At 41.9% G+C, this 20431-nt stretch carries 18 protein-coding genes; 12 read left to right on the top strand and 6 right to left on the bottom strand.

Annotated elements, in window-relative coordinates:
* Nucleotides 1-23 precede the first annotated feature (23 nt).
* The 7 genes from JWR61_RS14885 to JWR61_RS14855 all read left to right on the top strand — a co-directional run bounded on the left by JWR61_RS14885 (nt 24) and on the right by JWR61_RS14855 (nt 7752).
* Entirely contained in the window at nt 24-1331 is a 1308-nt protein-coding gene (locus JWR61_RS14885; RefSeq protein ID WP_301928554.1) for an MFS transporter, read from the top strand.
* Nucleotides 1332-1375: 44 nt separating this feature from the next.
* Nucleotides 1376-2320 (top strand): 2-dehydro-3-deoxygalactonokinase, encoded by a 945-nt coding sequence (locus JWR61_RS14880; RefSeq protein ID WP_301928553.1) that lies wholly within the window; start codon nt 1376-1378, stop codon nt 2318-2320.
* A 26-nt stretch (nt 2321-2346) separates the two neighbouring features.
* Nucleotides 2347-3387, top strand: a complete 1041-nt coding sequence (locus JWR61_RS14875; protein WP_301928551.1) for an SMP-30/gluconolactonase/LRE family protein — start codon at nt 2347-2349, stop codon at nt 3385-3387.
* A 189-nt stretch (nt 3388-3576) separates the two neighbouring features.
* The gene (locus tag JWR61_RS14870) at nt 3577-4938 is read left to right on the top strand and encodes a glycoside hydrolase family 140 protein (protein WP_301928550.1); all 1362 of its coding nucleotides are present in this window, start codon (nt 3577-3579) and stop codon (nt 4936-4938) included.
* 54 nt (nt 4939-4992) lie between these two features.
* Nucleotides 4993-6468, top strand: coding sequence for a hypothetical protein (locus JWR61_RS14865; protein ID WP_301928549.1), 1476 nt, complete (start codon nt 4993-4995; stop codon nt 6466-6468).
* Between the two features lie 196 nt (nt 6469-6664).
* Nucleotides 6665-7270 carry a DJ-1/PfpI family protein gene (locus JWR61_RS14860; RefSeq protein ID WP_301928548.1) on the top strand — a complete coding sequence of 202 codons (606 nt, stop codon included), beginning with the start codon at nt 6665-6667 and terminating at the stop codon, nt 7268-7270.
* Nucleotides 7271-7344: 74 nt separating this feature from the next.
* Entirely contained in the window at nt 7345-7752 is a 408-nt protein-coding gene (locus tag JWR61_RS14855; protein ID WP_301928547.1) for an ACT domain-containing protein, read from the top strand.
* Between the two features lie 26 nt (nt 7753-7778).
* Here JWR61_RS14855 and JWR61_RS14850 read toward each other — a convergent pair whose 3' ends face one another.
* The 4 genes from JWR61_RS14850 to JWR61_RS14835 all read right to left on the bottom strand — a co-directional run bounded on the left by JWR61_RS14850 (nt 7779) and on the right by JWR61_RS14835 (nt 13364).
* Nucleotides 7779-8726 carry a hypothetical protein gene (locus JWR61_RS14850; RefSeq protein WP_301928546.1) on the bottom strand — a complete coding sequence of 316 codons (948 nt, stop codon included), beginning with the start codon at nt 8724-8726 and terminating at the stop codon, nt 7779-7781.
* A gap of 46 nt (nt 8727-8772) precedes the next feature.
* A complete protein-coding gene (locus JWR61_RS14845; protein ID WP_301928545.1) occupies nt 8773-9921 on the bottom strand; it encodes a hypothetical protein in 1149 nt (382 codons plus the stop codon).
* Between the two features lie 130 nt (nt 9922-10051).
* Entirely contained in the window at nt 10052-10597 is a 546-nt protein-coding gene (locus JWR61_RS14840) for an NADPH-dependent FMN reductase (RefSeq protein WP_301928544.1), read from the bottom strand.
* A 166-nt stretch (nt 10598-10763) separates the two neighbouring features.
* The gene (locus JWR61_RS14835; RefSeq protein ID WP_301928543.1) at nt 10764-13364 is read right to left on the bottom strand and encodes a TonB-dependent receptor; all 2601 of its coding nucleotides are present in this window, start codon (nt 13362-13364) and stop codon (nt 10764-10766) included.
* A gap of 206 nt (nt 13365-13570) precedes the next feature.
* On the opposite strand from JWR61_RS14835, the gene JWR61_RS14830 reads away from it, so the two are divergent.
* The 5 genes from JWR61_RS14830 to JWR61_RS14810 all read left to right on the top strand — a co-directional run bounded on the left by JWR61_RS14830 (nt 13571) and on the right by JWR61_RS14810 (nt 18244).
* Complete coding sequence (locus JWR61_RS14830; protein WP_301928542.1) at nt 13571-14887, top strand: gluconate:H+ symporter; 1317 nt, start codon at nt 13571-13573, stop codon at nt 14885-14887.
* Between the two features lie 45 nt (nt 14888-14932).
* On the top strand, nt 14933-15394 hold the full coding sequence (locus JWR61_RS14825; protein ID WP_301928541.1) for a RidA family protein: 462 nt from the start codon (nt 14933-14935) through the stop codon (nt 15392-15394).
* A gap of 39 nt (nt 15395-15433) precedes the next feature.
* Nucleotides 15434-16537: a D-TA family PLP-dependent enzyme gene (locus tag JWR61_RS14820; protein ID WP_301928540.1), complete on the top strand. Its 1104-nt coding sequence runs from the start codon at nt 15434-15436 to the stop codon at nt 16535-16537.
* A gap of 93 nt (nt 16538-16630) precedes the next feature.
* On the top strand, nt 16631-17137 hold the full coding sequence (locus JWR61_RS14815; RefSeq protein ID WP_301928539.1) for a GNAT family N-acetyltransferase: 507 nt from the start codon (nt 16631-16633) through the stop codon (nt 17135-17137).
* 36 nt (nt 17138-17173) lie between these two features.
* Nucleotides 17174-18244 carry a dipeptidase gene (locus JWR61_RS14810; protein ID WP_301928538.1) on the top strand — a complete coding sequence of 357 codons (1071 nt, stop codon included), beginning with the start codon at nt 17174-17176 and terminating at the stop codon, nt 18242-18244.
* Nucleotides 18245-18262: 18 nt separating this feature from the next.
* On the opposite strand, the gene JWR61_RS14805 is transcribed toward JWR61_RS14810, so the two are convergent.
* Complete coding sequence (locus JWR61_RS14805; protein ID WP_301928537.1) at nt 18263-19567, bottom strand: alpha/beta fold hydrolase; 1305 nt, start codon at nt 19565-19567, stop codon at nt 18263-18265.
* 231 nt (nt 19568-19798) lie between these two features.
* On the bottom strand, nt 19799-20431 hold a 633-nt coding region (locus JWR61_RS14800), incomplete at its 5' end, for an amidase family protein (RefSeq protein WP_301928536.1).

Genomic DNA, 20431 nt, shown 5'->3' with positions numbered 1-20431 from the left:
TTTGAATTTTGATTTTTCACCCGATGCAAAAACCCACACGTGTAAGATTCACCATACTGGCCGCCATTTTTGTAAATGTGGTGATCAACTATATGGATCGCAGTAATATTTCTGTTGCGGCTACGATGATCACGTCGGACCTTAAATTGACACCTGTGCAGTTGGGGTATATTTTTTCTGCATTTGGATGGACCTATGCTATTTTGCAGATACCCGGCGGTATCATGGCTGACCGTTATGGTGCCAGGCTGGTGTATGCATTTAGTTTGGTGTGCTGGTCGGCTGTAACTATTGCCCAGGGCTTTGCAGCGGGGTTTATTGGCTTGTTTATTTTGCGTATGCTGGTGGGGGTTTTTGAAGCGCCGGCTTACCCTATCAATAACCGCATTGTTACCAGCTGGTTTCCTGATAAAGAACGGGCCACAGCCATTGCAATTTATACATCCGGCCAGTTTGTAGGGCTGGCATTTTTAGCGCCCGCGTTAACGGCGCTGGAATATTGTACCGGCTGGAAGGGCTTATTTATCATCACCGGTGTTATTGGTATTGTGTGGGGGATTGCTTGGTATTTTTTTTACCGGGATCCGCTTGAACACCAGACGGTAAATGAGGCGGAACTCCAATACATTGAAGAAGGCGGCGGCCTTATCAACCGGAAAAATAAAAATAATAAACCAGCACCAGCTCCATTTAATTGGAGCGATTTGAAAGAAGTATTCAGTCATAGAAAATTATGGGGTATTTACCTGGGCCAGTTTTCACTTGGCGGTACCATGTGGTTTTTTCTAACCTGGTTTCCCACTTATTTGGTAAAATACCGGGGCATGAATTTTATCAGGTCCGGTTTCCTGGCATCGGTGCCTTTTCTTGCCGCATTCGCCGGTATTTTGCTGGCTGGTTTTTTATCTGATTATATGATTAAGAAAGGCGTGTCTGCAAGCTTGTCCCGCAAAATACCAGTGGTGACAGGCCTTTTGCTTTCTACCGCAATCATCGGAGCCAACTATGTCAGCAGCCCGGCGCTGACTATTTTGTTTATGTGCATTGCATTTTTTGGAAATGGTTTTGCCTCCATTACCTGGGTATTTGTATCTACGCTGGCACCCACGCATTTGCTTGGGTTAACAGGCGGCGTATTTAATTTTATCGGCGGCCTGGCAGCTGTTTTTATTCCATTGATCATTGGTTACCTGGTAAAAGGCGGCAGCTTTGAACCTGCATTGATATTCATTGGTGGACTGGGCATTACCGGCGCATTGTGCTATATATTTTTGGTAGGCAAGGTGGAACGCATACAAACAATTTCAGACATCGAAACCGTATTACACTAATAAAGCTGACAGCTAATTTTGTGTAACATACATTAAAAAAAGTAATGAAATATTTTATCAGTTGCGATTGGGGTACGAGTTCTTTCAGGCTTCGGTTGATTGAAAGCGGTACAAAAAAAGTATTGGCCGAAAACCACTCTGCACAAGGAATTGCTGCTACTCATGCTTTGTGGAAAGACTCCGGCGATGGTGACAGGATGTTGTTTTATACCAATTGCCTGTTGAAACCTATTGAAGAACTGGAAGCGCAGGCAGGGCTTACATTAAACGAAGTAACAGTGGTAATTTCAGGCATGGCTTCTTCTACCATTGGGATGATAGAATTGCCATATAAACCCATTCCGTTTTATATCAAAAAAGCTGAGCTTGAGACGCACTTTATTGCGGCTACGGATTTGTTCCGGCATAACCTGATCGTTGTGTCTGGTGTTCGCTCCGGCAATGATGTAATGCGGGGAGAAGAAACCATCCTGGTTGGCTGCAGTATTGAAGATACTGCACAGGAAGAGCTGTTTGTTTTTCCGGGAACACATTCCAAACATGTCATGGTGCACGATGGATTGGTAATAAATATTGCTACTTACATGACCGGAGAATTGTTTGACCTGCTGCGAACAAAGAGTATTTTGGCAGCATCGGTGGAAACCGGTGCTGTTACTGTAAACAACCCATGGTTTATAAAAGGTGTGCAGGATTCGGTTGACAGTAATGTACTCAATGCTATTTTTCATATCCGCACCAACCAGTTGTTTGCTGTATTGGATAAAGCAGAAAATTACCAGTATTTAAGTGGCCTGCTGATTGGCGCCGAGCTAGAAGATTTGTTGCAAAAAAAATATGCGGCAGTAACAATTGTATCAGAAGGTGTATTGCTTGATTTATACCTGGTAGCCATGAATGCATTGGGTTTGCAAAATATATGCCGGCAGCAAAATGCAGACGAAGCGCTGATCAGCGGGCAGGCGTTTATTTTCAATCATTATCTATAAATTTATCATTGCTAAAATAGGCCATCATGAAAAATATCTTCTTCACTTCAGTTTTGCTGTGTGCCATCGGCGTGTATAGTTGCAACAATCAACCAGCTGATAAAACGACAGCAACACCTGACAGTGCAATTGGTAAAATAGAAATTTACGACAGCAGTGCTATTAAATTAATTGACAGTAACGCCACACTGGAAGTGATTGGAAAAAACTTCACCTGGAGTGAAGGGCCGGTTTGGATTGCAGCCAAACAAATGTTGTTGTTTACAGATGTGCCGGAAAATAAAATATTTCAATGGAAGGCCGGTGATACTACAAAATTGTATTTAACGCCATCAGGTTACACGGCAGCCACAAAACGCGATGGCGGCGAAGATGGCGCCAATGGCCTTACGCTGGATAAAGAAGGAAGATTACTTTTATGCCAGTCCGGTAACCGGCAGGTAGTAAGATTAAACACCCCGCTTGATTCACCAAAGCCTGATTTTACAGTACTTTCAGCCAATTACAATGGAAAAAAATACAACAGTCCGAACGATTTAGTGGCCGATAGTAAAAACAATATCTACTTCACTGATCCCATTTATGGTTTACCAAAAGGAGCCAACGATCCGACAAGAGAATTAAAATTTGAAGGCGTGTATAAAATTGATGCAACCGGCAAAACGAGTTTGTTGATAGACTCTATTCCCAATCCCAACGGCATCGCCTTGTCGCTGGATGAAAAAAATTTGTATGTTGCCAGCAGCGAGGATACACACCCGAAATGGTTTGCCTATAACCTCGATGAAAACGGCGATATTAAAAGTGGTGGCGTATTGCTTGATGGAACTGACTTAAAAATTAGAGCCGCTGTAAAACAAGGTGCTGATGGATTTAAGCTGGATAAGTATGGCAATATTTTCAGTGCCGGTCCTGATGGCATAAATATTATTTCGCCGGCCGGCAAATTGTTGGGCCTGATAAAAGTGTATGTACGAAAAACTTCCAATTGCGCTTTTAATGAAACAAAAGATGTGCTGTATATTACAGCGGATGATATTGTGCTGCGGGTGAAACTGCATGGATAAGATAGGGGATGCCAGAATTAAGAATTAAAAAGTCGAAAACAGGATTTATCGTTGCGGAAATAATGTGATTTGACGGAAGTTTAAAATAAGAATGTTTTATTTATTAATGTCAAATGATTAAATCAGTAACTTTCAAACAGCAGGCAAAGTTTTTACTTTTTTACTTTTTACTTTAAATGACCTATGAATATGAAACGATTGCTGAGTTTGTTCCTTATAAACTTACTGACATTTTCTGTTACTGCACAACTTAAAGTGAGTGCCGATAAACATTATCTCTTAAAAAAAGATGGTAAGCCGTTTTTCTGGCTGGGTGATACTGCATGGGAATTGTTTCACCGCCTTACCAGGGAAGAAGCAATCGAATATCTTAAAAACCGGGCTGATAAAGGCTTTACGGTAATACAGGCGGTTGCATTGGCAGAGCTGGATGGGCTCAATACGCCCAACGCTTATGGGGCTAAACCTTTAATTAATAATGATCCCACAAAACCCAACGAAGCCTATTTCAGGCACGTTGATTTTATAATAAATGAAGCAGCGAAAAATGGGCTTATCATCGCCCTGTTGCCAACCTGGGCTGATAAATGGTACAAAGATCAATGGGGTACAGGCCCTGAAATTTTTACTCCCGAAAATGCAAAAGTATTTGGTGCGTGGATGGCAAAAAGATATCTGAATAAATCCATTGTGTGGGTATTAGGAGGTGATCGCATCCCCAAAAATGAAACACACTTTGCCATTATCAGGGCCATGGCAGCCGGTATTAAATCTGTGGATCAAAACAAACATTTATTAACGTATCATCCCAGCGGTGGTTCAAGCTCCTACGATTTTTTTGCTGACGATGCATGGATTGATTTTCATATGTCGCAGACGGGCCATAAAGTGGGCAACCCCGATTATAAAACTAATATCAGAGCCTATACGTTGCAAAATGCGAAACCGCATCTAAATGCTGAACCCAATTATGAAGATCATCCCAATGACTGGAATCCCGGCGAGAAAGGCTGGATGGATGATTTTGATACAAGGGAGGCAGCTTACTGGAACATGCTATCCGGCGGTGCAGGACATACGTATGGCGATCACAATATCTGGCAGATGTATACAGAGAAACGGGAACCCATCAACAATGCACGCACCAACTGGCATGTAGCTATGAATTACCGGGGTGCCTACCAGGTAGGCTACATGCGGCGTATGTTTGAAAAACGCAAATGGCAAAAACTGGTGATGGATCAATCGGCTATTGCCGGTAATAATCCCGAAGGGCTGGAATACAAAATGGCGGCCGTGTCGTCTGCTGAAGATTTTATGATGGTGTATATTCCCTATGGCAGAAAGACAACCGTGAATACTTCCAAATTAGCCGCCCCGAAATTGCGTGGCTGGTGGTTTAATCCAAGAGATGGATATGCCATCGCATTGGGTGAGTTTGACAATACCGGCAGCAAAGAATTTACACCAACCTCTGTGGGCCGCGGTAGTGACTGGGTGCTGGTGCTGGACGATGCATCAAAAAATTATCCTGAACCCAGCGCATATTGACAGTTAGCATACCAAATTAATAGTAAGGTCAACTAATTAAAATATATAAAGAAAATGATTGAGGAAAGTTTTGACATTGCGCTAGACGTTCATTTACTGCCATACAAATTACTAAAGGCCGGAAACATGACCTGCATATATGAAGCAGGCAACCTGCGGTATATCAAATGTGGCAGCACAGAAATTGTACGCATGATATATGGTGCTGTAAGAAACGAAAACTGGGACACCATTGTGCCTGAAATTACCAATGAAATAGTAGATGCAGGCGATGATGTTTTTTATATCAGCTATATCGCATTGTATAATTTTAACGGGATACAATACAGTGCCAATTTTGTAATTGAGGGTAAAGCAGACAGCAGCATCAGCATTACCATGCATGGCCTGGCGCTGAGCGATTTTAAAAAGAACCGGATTGGCCTGTGTGTATTGCATCCGTTAAAGGAAACAAAAGGAAAACCGGCAACTATTGTAGAACCTTCGGGTGATGTTTATACGGCTGCGTTTCCTGAATTGGTTTCACCCGATCAGCCGTTTAAAGAAATACAGCAAATGCAATGGAAGCCTGCCGAATCAATGACTGCAAAGCTTTATTTCAGTGGTGATATTTTTGAAACAGAAGATCAGCGGAACTGGAGCGACAGTTCGTTTAAAACTTATTCCACGCCACAGCGCATTCCGTTTCCGGTGTTGGTAAAAAAAGGAGATACAATGCAGCAAAAAATTGTGTTGACTGTCAGCGGAAATTCAAACCCTGAGGTAGAAAAAAGGCCTTCGACAAAAATAGCAGTACCAACCAATACCACATCCAAAATTGGTTATAGCATGCAGTTGGAACAAATAGCCTTGACTGGTAAGCAGGTAAAATTTTTTAATGAAAACAACGTGCACCATTACCGTACAGAGCTTTACCTCGATAGAGCCAACTGGCCACAGCAATTGGAAAAGGATGTGGCATTTGTGGCGGAGCTGGGTGCAAAGCTGGAACTGGTGTTATTTTTTGCAGATAAATATGACGAAACATTTCAACTTCTTTTGCAGGAAATAAAGCCAGTCGTACAGTATATTGACTCAGTGTTGCTGCTTGATAAAAAATATGCAGTAACGCCGGCGGCACTGATGGAAAAAGGATATGGGCTGATGAAGGATGCTTTTCCATCTGTAAAAATCGGCTATGGAACGGATGCCTATTTTGCCGCACTTAACCGCAACAGGCCGGGTAGTTTACCGCACGATCTTGTGAGTTTTAGTTTGATGCCACAGGCGCATGCCTCAGACATCCGAACCATTATAGAAAACCTGGAAAGCATGCCGGATATAATGCAAACAATTCAGTCATTTACCAATAAAGCCATTCACGTTTCACCGGTATCAATCGGTAAAAGAATAAATCCGGATGCCGTCCTGGAAACAGATTACGTCATCACCGAAAGAGATGTAAGGGAAGACAGCGTTTTTGCCAACGATTGGAAAAGGCTCAGTTTGATGGGGCTTCATGCTGCAGCAAGTGTTACGATTATGCAATAACCAACCGACAGACTTGTTTGTGTTTGTAAAAAACTATTAGGGTTTATTATAACATCGGAGCGTGTACTTACTGGTTTTGTTTTAAAGCTTAGATTTAACAACAGCTGTTTAGAAGACAAGTTTAAATTGCTCATGCCATTTAAACAGTGTGTATTCAATATCATTCTATAACTGAAGTGATAAAATATAAAATTAAATGATGAATTTGACGGTTTTATTATTCGAAGATTTTGAAACACTGGATGTGTTTGGGCCGGTAGAAATTTTTGGCAGACTAAAAGATAAATACCAGGTTTCTTTTTGTTCACTTGCGGGAAGGATAATTAAAAATGAACATGGCATTTCAATTGTAACGGAGCGTATGAACGATTTAAGAAATGAAGTTGATATCTTTCTTATTCCCGGCGGGCACGGTACGAGGGCCGCAGTGAATGATAATGGGCTAATTGAGAAGATAATCGAAATTTGTGGGCAAAGTAAGTATGTTTTAACCGTGTGTACTGGCAGTGCATTGCTTGCAAAGACAGGGCTGTTGGATGGCAGAAAAGCAACTACCAATAAAAAAGCTTTTGACTGGGTAATAACACAGGGGCAACATGTGGAATGGATTAAAAAAGCCCGCTGGACAAAAGCGGATAAATTTTATACCTCAGCCGGAGTGAGTGCGGGTATGGATATGTCGCTCGGTTTTTTATCCGATATCCATGGGGTTGATTATGCCCGGAAAGTTGCTTTTGAAATTGAATATAACTGGATAGAAGATATGGAGGAAGATAATTTTTATTTACAATACCATAAATAAAAATGCGGACATCCGTGCTGACAGCTAAGCTGAAGTGGGTATGATACAGAAGGCAGCACTCAATTTTTATAAATATGAAGACAGCAGAAAAAAGCCTGGATATTCTTTTAAAAACAATGCAGCCAATACATAATCCCGGCGAATTTGTTTTTTGCACCTGCAAAGAGCTAACAGCAATAAATTCGCTGGATGTTATTTCAATTTTTAAAGAGCAGGAAGGATATACGGTAATACTAAAAAAAGACAAAGCGGATCAGCTGCTGCTCAGCTATTCTTTTATCGCCTCCTGGATTACTTTAAAGGTGCATTCTTCATTGGAAGCGGTGGGGTTTACGGCTGCGTTTTCAAACGTCCTTGCATCGGCTGGTATCAGCTGTAATGTAGTAGCCGCCTGTTATCACGACCACATATTTGTAAAAAGTGCGGATACAAAAAAAGCTATGGATTTACTCAATAGCTTTTCTGAAATACAGACGAAATAAATCTCCCGCATTGGATAAAATTGGTATCAGGAAAGGCTCATCACCAGTTTACCTATTACCTGGCCATTATAGTATATGACTACCGTATAATTTCCTTTTTCGAAATTATCGGCACCTACAGAAAAATGCAACAGCTTTTCCTCGCCGCTGTCGAAACTGGTATGTATTTTATGAGAATAAATTTTTCTTCCCTCGGGGGTATCAAAGGCTCCTACTTCCCAATCTGAGTTTTGTACTACTTTGCCGTTAGGCTGCATAATGCAAACATAAATATCGGCATTGTCGTTGGCTGCATTACTTTTTACTGTAAATGATCCATTGATCTTTTCTGTTTCTGAAGCCTTCAACGTTTCCTGTTCTTTATCGTCCTTTGCTGAAAAGGCCATCACACGAATGCCCGTTAATAACAAAGTTGGCGCAGGTGACTTTTTTTCTGCAGCAGGCAATTTAGCAGGAGGTGCGGAAGGTGATTGAGCTGCATTGTTGTGCTGTTGATCATAGCCATCCTTATCATACTGCTGAAGTAACGCTTTCAATTGCTTGTTTTCATTTTCAACAGTAATGATGTTGTTCTGCAGCTGGTCAATTTTTCGTTGCAGCTCATTAATTTTTTCCCGTGCATTATTGAGGCTTTCCCTTGATACGGTATTTTTCAACAGTATCCTGATCTCTTCTTTTAAAGAGTTGATCTCGGTTATTTTATCATCTACATTTTCCATCAGCGAGTCCGCGGTATTTTTTGCAGTACCAATTCTTACATCCAGTTTGTTGATGGTTCTGGAATACGCGTCCAGCAATGAATCGCGTAAATTGGCGTTGATGGAAGCAACAGAAGGCGTTTGTTTTTGCAGGCTGCTGTTTCCCTTGTTGTTATTATTGAAAAACTGGTAGCCCCAGATGGCCAGCAAAACCAATGACAGTGAGAGTAAAAGCAATGATACTACCAGCAGTAGAGAAGATTTATTATCTTTCATGAGTTCAAAATTTTGTTAACAAAAAACAAGTCGGGGATATAGGATTTTACTGGGAAATGTTCTGATCAACATAAGCAGAGATCCAGCCTACCTGGCCGTTTTTTATTAAATAAAATTGTTTCTTTTCATAGATTCCTTCAAACTGGCGCATGATTTTTAGAAGCAATGCGGTACCAGACAGTAAGGATCTTTGATCAAAAACCTGGTGAACCCGTTTAACTTCTTTGGCAATGGCTGCCTTATCAAGTGTATTGTCTTTTATATTTTTAACTATGGCGCTATCTGAAAAAGCGTTGTAACTGGCCGATAATTTTTCGCTGAATTTTGCCACATCATCATAGGTAACTGACACTACAGCATTGTCAGTAAGTTCAGGCAAAAGCAATGTTGCAACTGACCATGCAATACCGCCGCTGAAAGCAATGTTATCGCTCATGTTATAAGCGCCGCTTTCATTAATTGTGTAAATAACTTCCGTATTTACCGGCCCGGCAATTACCCTGCCCAGTTGTTTTGAAAAATTGGCAATGCCCTTATCACCATCACATCTTTTTTCTGTAGCGTTGGCTGTACTTTTGGTACCCCAGCTCAATTGAAACAGTTTAAGATCTTTAGTATTGCCGTTTGGAAAATAACCACCCTTGGTATTGCCACTTCCTATATCAATTAAGAAAGTGGTATATCTCTTTGATTCTGGTATAATACCAAGATGGGATAAGCGTGCTTCCTGCAGTACATCTACCACATCAACCGCCCTTTTGGGCTCTTTCGTTTTAAAACGGATTGAGTCTGCCAATCGGTTGATCCAGGATTGTTTATTATCTTTTTCTGCCTGAATTTTTACACCGCTGCTTACTACGGTAAAAATATGTTCTGTAGGAATATTGTAGTTTAGAAATGCAGCGGCGTATAAGTTACATACACTGGTTAAAGTAGCGCTAAACGAAGCGTCATTAAAAGTGATAAAATCGGTGTTAACAGAAGTATCCTTCAAAATGTTGAACGATCCGATTTTTTTTGAGTTCCTTGCTATTTCAAGTAAACTCATCTTAACACCTTTAGAACCAATTTCAATACCAGCATATACTGAGGAATTGGTATACTTAAGTTTTAACTTGTATTGGGCTGATGATAATGCCGGTACTAAACCGGTAAGGACAATTACGGGTAAAATACATCTCAATAACCTGCTCATTTTTTTAAATTTTCTTGTTTAAAAGTAGTACAATGTGGTCATCAGAAAATCTTGAGATAGGTATTGGGATTAAAATGTTGTAAAATTATTGCATGTCAAAAACGGGCCATTTGCCTGCTGCTGATTTGTGCTAATTCATTCTTTTGTTTGCTTCTATGCACCACATCAATTCGGGTATAAATGCAGCTGCACGCTTTTCGGTTGCTTCTTTTTCTATTGCATGGCCGCTTTCATCAAACGTTTTATCTGCAGTTGGAACGGAGAACATGGCAGGTACGGTCCATGACTTTATTTTCCATAACGTAAATTGTAGTGAAGTTATTACCTGTGTTATACCAAATAACCCAGTGGATACGGTAGCATTCACCACAGGGTTGCTGTGCCATTGGGTATAGAAATGATTAGCTGCATTTTGTAAACCCGCAGGATAACCACCATTATATTCAGGGATTACATAGCTTACACCATTTGCTTTTTTTATCTCTTCTGCAAATTGCAGCATGGGAGCGCCATCAATTTTTTTTAGTGTTAAGCGTCCTTCAAAATTGGAAAATTTACATTCTTTCAGGAAAGGGATGATGACGGATGCCGGTTGTGGTGCTTCAGTATACCGTGCAACCTGAGGGCTTTTTCTGCCATTGCGTACACTCGACGAAAGGATTACAATTGAAGACAAGGGTTTAGTTTTTAGGGTTTAAGAGGCACAACAAAGATAAAAAAATAGTTGACTTATCGGCTATTACAGGAAATTAATTTATAAGTTATTGATTTAAAGATTATTAATGATGCAAAAAAAAGCTATACTGTGTTAGTATAGCTTTTTTTCTATAGGTTGTAGTAATTTATTGTACTCCTTCGGTGGCATTCATTTCACCTTTGGAAGTTTTACGTTTAAACAAAGACGCATCAATTTTTCCGAACCGGTAGCTGAAATTCAGCCTGAACATCTGGGGGTCACGCAGGCGGTTATACGTTTGTGTAAAGTATTCGCTGCTGCTGTATTGGTTGCTTACCCTGGTTTTAAAAATATCATTGATACTTAAAGTAACAGCGGCTGCATTGTTTTTCAGGAAGCTCTTTTTAAAGGCCAGGTCAACACCCCATGAGGGTAGAATATATCCTTGTGAAGAACTCTGGCTCTGCATCATTGGCGGTCCGCCCATACCTGGATTATTATTTACCGGCAGGTTGGTTTTTGACTGGTAGGTCGTGGTAAATTGAATCGCATAATTCTTAGGCAATTTAAAATTACTGTTGAATTTGCCAAACATACTCCACAAAGCTCCCTGTGAAAGGGTGCTCACATTGGTTGTATTTACTTTGGAATTGTAGAAGTTTACATTGGTACTGATATCCCACCATTTGGTCAGATAATTTTGAGCAGTCAGTTCTGCACCGGCAGAATAACTGCTGTTGGCATTGATATAAGTATTGATCAACTCTGTACCGCCCGATACCGGGTCAACTTCCTGTGTAAGGTAACGGGTGATCAAATTATCGGTGTGTTTATAATAAACCGATCCAAGAAATGTGTTGTTGCCTTTAAATGTTTTCAGGTAAGATAATTCAAGCGACTGCGTAAACTCGGGCACCAGGTTGGGGTTGCCTTTGGTAATGTTCAATTTATCTGTATAGTCTGTAAACGGAATCAGTTGAAAAAAGTTAGGCCTGTTGATACGGCGGCTGTAACTCAATTGCACTTGTTGTTTGTTATTTAACTGCTGACTCAAAAATACAGACGGGAATAAACTTACCGGGTAACTGTTCTTGAATTTTTCACCACTGTTGGTCAGGGTGCCGGTATAATCAGAGTGTTCAGCACGCAGGCCTACTTTGTAACTGAAGTTTTTAATACCACTGCTAAGAGTGGCATAAGCCGCATACACGTTATCAGTATTTTTATAATTACTTACAGCGGATGGAATTAATATATAATCATTGCCATCATACAAATAGTTGTTATTGATGTTGGTTCTGCTGCGGATCGCCGCTCTCACACCGGTTTCCAGCTTGGTAAGTTTTGTAAAAGGTTTTACATAGTCAGACTGTATTACAAAGTTTTTATCATTGCCACTGCCAACTGCTTTCTGCAATTCTGTATTGGTAACCACACCGCTGTTATTAAAATAGTTGGTAGTATACAAAGAGTTATTATTGTTTTTTCCACCAAACATATTGGCGTCAACAGTAATTTCTTCTCCTTCTTTTGGAAAGATATGTTTTAGCCCGAATACCAGTCCTTGTCCGTTAAATTCACGGTGGCCACTGGTAACACGGTCGCTGTTGGCACTGATTTTTCCGCTGTTGTATAAACTGTCAGTAGTGATATCAATTACTTCATTGGGATTAAATTCGCCATGCACCCTGATACCGGTTAGTGACAAGGTCGTTCTGTTGGTAACAAAATAATCGAATCCAACTTTACCAAATAAAAAGCCACCCGTAGTTTTATTGAAATTGCTTTGGTTAACTGTCGTCTGCGGCGTGTCAAGTAAATTTACCCGGTCAGTCGTACCCGTGGTGCGGCCTTTATTTTGGTTTACCATCAGGGCTGCGTTAAAGTTGAATTTATTTTGCCTGAAGCTGAAATCTCCGCCACCATTGATAGCGCCACGTTTATCAACACCGGCTCTTACATTACCATTATAGCCTGTCTTTTTATTCTTCTTTAAAACAATATTTAAAATGCCGGCACCACCTCCTGAAGCATCGTACTTGGCAGAAGGATTGGTAATTACTTCCACGCTTTCAATGGCATCTGCAGGTATCTGATCCAGCGTGAGCGTAGTAGGACGCCCATCTATCAGCAACTGGGGAGCGCTGTTACGCAGGGTAACGTTGCCATCAATATCCACGTTTACAGATGGCACATTGCGCATTACATCCAGTCCCGTACCACCGGCACTCATAATATTTTTTTCAACGTTGAATATTTTTTTATCTGCAGATAGCCTTACAGGTGGCGTAGTAGAAGTGATGGTAACATCCTGCAACTGTTTGCTATCGGTAGTCAATTTGATATTGCCCAGGTCTTTGTCAAAAGAAGGCATTGCGCCTGCAGCTGGTTTTGGTGCACCCGGCTCCATTTTAGGCATAAAGGAAACTTCCTGGTCAATAGCTTTAAAGCCACTGCTGCTTATTTTTAGCAGCATAGCGCCCATTACCGGCAATTCATCAAAACTAAAATCGCCGTTGGCTTTTGTTATCATCCCTTTTAGCAATACCTGTTTCATTTTCTTTGAGGCACTGTCCATCCTTTTGCGCATCAGCATTACTGACGCACCACTTACTGGTTTGCCATCGGCATCTGTTAATTTACCATATACATGGCCCATATTTCCGCCTCCATTACCGTTCATTTTACCGGGCATGCCTCCGGGCATTTGAGCCATAGCATTAACCGTGTAAATGAATATTGCAAAGAGTAAACAAATCTTTTTCATAACAATTATATTATTTGAGCACAAAACTACTGTTGCAAAAACGCTGAAAGCTACAAATGAGATAAGCGGTTAAAATGTTGCGACGAAACTGACCGGCGATGGGAATGTGTTTTGCTGTAAGAAAAATACCAGAAACACTATAAAATGATTATTATGCTGCCGACAGATACCTTTTTGATTATCTTTATTTTTCAGCAAATAATATTATGCCTTTACTCATTCTGTTACTTGGTATCGCACTGCTTGTTGTTTTAATCACCTGGGCCCGCCTCAATGCATTTCTTGCCTTTATTATTGTGGCTATTTTAATCGGCCTTTTCAATGGCATGAGTATTACGGGTATCAGCGGCTCATTGCAAAAAGGCATTGGCGACTTACTGGGTTCCATCATTGTTATACTGGGCCTTGGAGCTATGCTGGGTAAACTGGTAGCCGATAGTGGTGCTGCGCAAAAAATAGCCACCAGCCTGATGGATATTTTCGGGAAAAAGTATATTATGTGGGCCTTGGTGTTAACCGCATTTGTGGTTGGTATTCCCTTGTTTTATAATGTAGGCTTCGTACTGATGGTGCCTCTCATTATCACCCTTGCAAAAAGATACAATATCTCTGCTGTATATATTGGAATTCCGATGCTGGCTGCACTGTCCGTTACACATGGTTATTTACCGCCTCACCCATCACCAACCGCACTGGTTACACAATACCATGCAGATCTTGGTGTCACTTTGTTGTATGGATTTATTGTAGCTGTTCCGGCCATTGTAATCGCAGGTCCTTTATTCGCCACTACATTAAAAAAAATAAATTGCCAGCCACTGCAAACCTTTGCCGGAAAAGATATTCCCGATGAACAGCTGCCAGGGTTGTTCACCAGTATGTTTACCGCTTTTTTGCCGGTGATTTTGATTGCAACCAGTACCATTGTAAAACTGCTGGTGCACGATGAAACCGGCTTTTCAAAAATGATCATTTCATTGGGCGATCCGGTAATTGCGATGACGATTACCTTGTTGTATGCCATTTACAGCCTGGGGTTGCGGCGGGGTAAAAAAATGGAGGAAGTGATGCTGCCGCTTGCAGATGCAGTAAAGGATATAGCCATGATTGTGTTTATTATTGGTGGTGCAGGCGGATTGAAACAGATACTGACAGACACCGGCATCAGTAACCAGATTGCCGCCGGTTTGCAGGGAATGAATATTCATCCTTTGCTGGCGGCGTGGAGCATCGCCGCTATTATAAGGGTTTGCCTGGGATCAGCCACTGTAGCGGGGTTAACGGCTGCAGGTATAGTAGCGCCACTGATTGCAACAACCGGAGTAAATCCCAGCCTGATGGTATTGGCTACCGGCGCAGGCAGCCTGATGTTTTCGCACGTGAATGACGGGGGCTTCTGGTTGTTTAAAGAGTATTTCAACCTGTCATTTAAAGACACCATTAAAACCTGGAGCCTGATGGAAAGTCTCGTTTCCATTGTTGGTATAATAGCCATTTTTATACTCAATTATTTTATTGCTTAATTTTATCAGATACCTTTCTTAATCTCAATTTTAAATAATTTTTTTATGACACCTGATGAACAGTTTGCCCAATTGAATCTTTCATTACCCCCGGCGCCGGCACCATTGGGCGTGTACAAACCGTTTTTAATTGTTGGCAATCTCTGTTATGTTTCGGGCCACGGCCCGTTGCAGAATGATAAAACGCTCATTAAGGGACGCATTGGCGCAGATATGAACATGGAAGATGGAAAGCTGGCAGCACAACAGGTTGGGCTTACAATACTGGCAACACTGCAGCATAACCTGGGTTCCTTCAATAAAATAAAAAGAGTGATCAAAGTATTGGGCATGGTGAACTGTACAGGCGATTTTGAAAAGCATCCGTATGTAATAAACGGATGCAGCGAGTTGTTTGCAAAAGTGTGGGGAGAAGACAATGGTGTCGGAGTAAGAAGTGCTGTGGGGATGGGCTCGCTGCCGGATAATATTCCTGTTGAAATTGAAGCCATTTTTGAACTGGCCTGAGGCAAAACAGATTCCATCAATCGCATTAAATCAACAAGTATGAATTGGTTTACAATAAAAAATATCGATACCATCGACTCCCCGGCCCTGGTTATTTATAAGGAGCGGGTGCACGACAATATCCGGCTGTTAAAGGAAATGGTACATGGCAATGTAAGCCGGCTTCGCCCGCATGTGAAAACAAATAAAATAACAGAAGTGTGTTCGATGATGATGGATGCCGGCATCACTAAATTTAAATGCGCCACCATTGCCGAGGCAGAAATGCTGGCCATGATTGAAGCGCCGGACGTGCTGTTATCTTACCAGCCTGTTGGTCCCAAAGCAATTCGCCTCGCCGCACTGGTTGAAAAATATCCGGCAACAAAATTTGCCGCCGTAGTTGATAATATCCATGTAGCTGAAATGCTTTCGCAACTCTTTGCAGAAAAAAAATCATCGCTGAATGTTTATATTGATCTTAATACCGGGATGAACAGAACCGGCATTAGTCCTGAACATGCCACCCAGTTATTTGAAGCGATGCACTTATTGCCTGGCTTAAAAGTAGTGGGCCTGCATGGATATGATGGACAAATCCGCGATACGGATGTTGAGTTACGCAAACAGCATACCGAAAGGGGATTTAGTAAAGTGCTGATACTTGCTGCAGCGATTGAAGCAGTATCAAAACAGCCCGCTACCATTATTGCAGGCGGTTCTCCAACTTTCCCAATATATGCCGACAGAAACGATGTGGAATGCAGTCCCGGCACATTTGTTTTTTGGGACTGGGGTTACAAACACGGGATGCCTGATGAACCCTTTGATTACGCAGCGTTGGTAATAACAAGGATAATCAGTGTTGTAGACGAACACACTATCACAACTGATTTGGGACATAAATCAGTTGCCGCAGAAAACCCGTTCCCCCGCGTTCATTTTTTAAATGCCCCTGAAGCGGAACCTGTTTCTCAAAGTGAAGAACACCTGGTGGCCAGGGTGCCGGATGCTTCCAAATATAAAATCGGCGATGTATTGTACGGAGTGCCGGTACACATTTGCCCAACGGTGGCCCTTTACGAGCGGGCAGTTGTTATTGAAAACAATATCGCTGTAACAGAATGGAAAGTAATTGCAAGGGATAGAAAGATCAATACTTAAGATAAAGTTGATCCGATGAAGGATCTGGAATAACCCGCAGTTTTGTTAAGACGTTATACAATAGCGTCAGCTAACTCCCTATTTTTTAACAATATGAGCCAGCCGAAAATAGAAACGTATACAGACATTTATAAAAGCCTTGTTGGTAGCTTGATTGTGAGCATTCAGAAAGATGAATTTGGAATACCTATCACTTTGGCGATGCAACCCGACTTAAATCAAATTCCCGGATATTACCAGGTAAAGAATGGTAATTTTTGGATTGCCAAAGTGGGGGAAGAAGTGGCAGGCACAATTGCATTGCTGGACATAGGAAATGGCCAGGCTGCATTGCGTAAAATGTTTGTTGCTAAACCGTACAGGGGAAAAGTATTTGGCATAGGACAAGGCTTGCTGGACACCTTAATCAACTGGGCTATACAGAAAGATATTAAGGAAATTTTCTTGGGCACCACTGCAAAATTTCTGGGAGCGCAGCGGTTTTACGAAAAAAATGGATTTATAGAAATTGCCAAAGAGCAGTTGCCACAGCAGTTCCCTCTAATGGCTGTCGATGTAAAGTTTTACAAATATGCTCTTCAGGATAAAATAATATCTTAATCAGCCAATTATAGCTACTGCAAAAAATCAAAACATATGTTTACAATTGATGCGCACTTAGACCTTAGTATGAACGCTATGGAATGGAACCGTGATCTGCGGCTATCCATTCACGATTTAAGGGAAAGAGAAAAAGGCCAGACAGATAAACCGGACCGTGGACAGGGAACAGTCAATTTTGCTGAACTAAGAAAAGCAGAGGCAGGACTGGTAGTAGCTACACAGATTGCAAGGTATGTGGCACCCGGCAATCCTTTACCGGGCTGGCAGTCTGCAGAACAAGCCTGGGCACAAACACAGGGGCAACTGGCATGGTACAAAGCGATGGAGAAATGTGGCGAAATGGTAATGATCACAGATAAAACGGGATTAGAAAAACACCTTGATCTTTGGATGAATGGTGAACCAAACGACACCAAACCTATCGGTTATATACTTAGCCTGGAAGGAGCCGATTCATTGGTGACGCTGGATAATTTACATGTGGCACATGCCTATGGCTTGCGTGCTTGCGGGCCTGCACATTACGGTCCCGGGCGTTATGCCAACGGTACAGATGCTACCGGTCATTTAAATGAGCAGGGGAAAGAGCTGGTAAGAGAAATGGATAAATTAAAAATGATTTTGGACGCTACGCATTTATGCGATGATGCATTTTGGGATGCGTTGGAACTATTTACTGGTCCTGTTTGGGCCAGTCACAATAACTGCCGGGCCCTGGTAAATCACAACAGGCAATTCAGCGACGAAATGATAAAAGCGTTGATTGAACGTGGTGCCGTAATAGGTGGTGCTTTTGATGCCTGGATGATTGTACCGGATTGGATCAGGGGAAAATCATTACCCCAACAAATGGACTGTACCATCGAAAAAATACTGGATCACATGGATCATATCTGTCAGCTGGCAGGTAATACGAACCATGTAGGCATTGGTACTGATCTTGACGGAGGCTATGGAAAAGAGCAGTCTCCTTATGACCTTGATACCATCGCAGACCTGCAAAAAATTCCCGGCCTGTTACAGAAAAGAGGTTATTCGACCACTGACATTGAAAAAATCATGCATGGAAACTGGCTGCGGTTCATAAAAAACGCCTGGAGTTAAAAGCTCCTTCCCCCAAAATTAATGAGGTACAGCATGCTGTAATTCCAACCCCGTGGCTGTGCGTGGTTTAAAACCTGTCCAGCCTTTGTCGTTGGAATGTTCTGGCAGGTCCAGGTATTTGTTATAGTCTTTTTGTTTTAGATAAATGCCCACAAAAGCAGTAACAAAATGCTGGTTGATATTATTGATGCGGTATTCGTTCCACGATGGCTCTGCATAATGATAATATTCATTAAACGAAACACCAGCTTTTAAACTCGCTGCAGGTGGCGGATTCGGCGCCACATTATGGCGGGCATTTTCATAAGTCAGCAGGTAACGGTTGGCATTGACGGCGCCTTCGTAAATAGCCTTAATGCCATCTTCATACCCCGAGACATCATCCAGGTTACCCGCTACAAAAAGGGTCGGTACTTTCAGGCCTTGTAATCCTTCGGCATCCCACACGCCACGTTGCATGCCCCATGGCGCAAAAGCTACTACGGCTTTTATTCTTGCATCATGCGAAGCTTTAAACTCGTCGTTATTGGTGGTGCGTACACGCAAGGCTTTGCTGCCACCTGTCATTTGGGTAAAACTGCTATCCAGTTTGCTGCTGTAACCAGCTCCTGCTGCATTCAACACACCATATCCGCCCATGGAGTAGCCGATGAGTGCAGTATTGTCTGCATCTGCGAGTCCTGCTAAAAAATGTTTATTCCCGGCTTTTGACATGTCAGCCACTTCATTTAATACAAACAGAATATCTTTTGCCCGGTTAAGCAATGTACTTTGAAAAGGGGAGCGGTCTCCATAGGTAGATTCTGTATGATCAATCGCTACCACCACATAACCTTTGGAAGCAAGGTTTTCAGTAAGGTAAGTCAGTAATAACCTGGAGCCGGGATAGCCATGAGATACAATGATTAGGGGAAATTTCCCCGCTGATAAATCAGGCGCCGCATCACGCAAAGCCCTGCCGTTGAAGCTAAACGGAATCAGGGGCCGGGAAGTATCTTTCCATAAACCCAGTGTGCTGTTATAAGTAATCAGCGCAGTCTGGCCTTGCGGTACAATGGCCGGGTACCATACTTCAATTTTTAAATGCCGGTCGTACAACGGATCTGCACCTGCTTTGGAGTTCAGTATATCTACCTGTTTTTTATGAACCAGCTCAAGTGTCCTTACACCTACTTTATAATCCCCCCTGGGTGATAATTCAGGGGCATCCGGAAGTGCATCTCCAATAACAAACGACGGGTCATTCGCCTGCGCAGTGATGCAGTTGGTGATAAAAATAAATGCAATCGCAGTAAGCAGTTGTTTAATGGCAAATAATTTCATGTTGTGTAGTTGGCGTGATGCAATGTATAAAGATTGAAAATAGTAAATGGTTTTCATTACAGGTAAAATAATTGTTGACCGGTCGTTAGTAATGCTGTTAAGCTTCATTGGCGTCGCACTCTTGTACTTTTGTACTATTTTGAGCATTTGGTTGCAGGCTTTCACTCAACAAAAACAACTTTCACTTCAAAATGAAAGTAGCAGCCAATCAGCTAAAATTTAACTGCCGTCTTACTTTAACAGGTTAACCTTAAACATGGGCTTTTTTCTTTTTTTTGTCGCCTGTTCATAAGCGTATGCAATGCCGAGCAATGCCGGTTCTGTATAGGCAGCACCAAAAAATGAAATACCCACCGGTAGCTCGTGCACAAAACCCATTGGCACGGTAATATGCGGAAAGCCGGCCATGGCAGCAGGTGTAGACAATGAAAACCCGGTATCGTAGTCGCCGTTAATTAAATCAATGCAGCAGGCGGGGCCGTTTGTAACACCACAAAGGGCATCCAGCTGTTGATCTTTCAACAGGTTATTAATCAGTGTTCTGGAGCTCAGTGATTTTGCAAGTGCATCAGCATACTCCTTCGACTGCAGGTTACCTTTGGCCTGGCTGCTAATGAGTGTTTCCTGCTTAAAATAAGGCATTGCGCTGCTTTCATTTTTGAGGTTAAAATCAATTACCTCCTGCAACGTTTTCATCTTGCAATCAGCCGCGGCGAGATAACGGTTCACCCCATCTTTAAATTCATATTGCAACACGGTAAACTCTGCGTCACCCAATTCATAAATACCTTTAAGCAAGTCGACTTCCACTACTACGGCGCCTGATTTTTCCATTAACGTCATGGATTGACGTAATAATGAAAC

It is taken from the genome of Ferruginibacter sp. (assembly GCF_028288465.1).
Taxonomy (GTDB): domain Bacteria; phylum Bacteroidota; class Bacteroidia; order Chitinophagales; family Chitinophagaceae; genus Ferruginibacter.
This window is presented reverse-complemented; position numbering and strand designations above follow the sequence as displayed.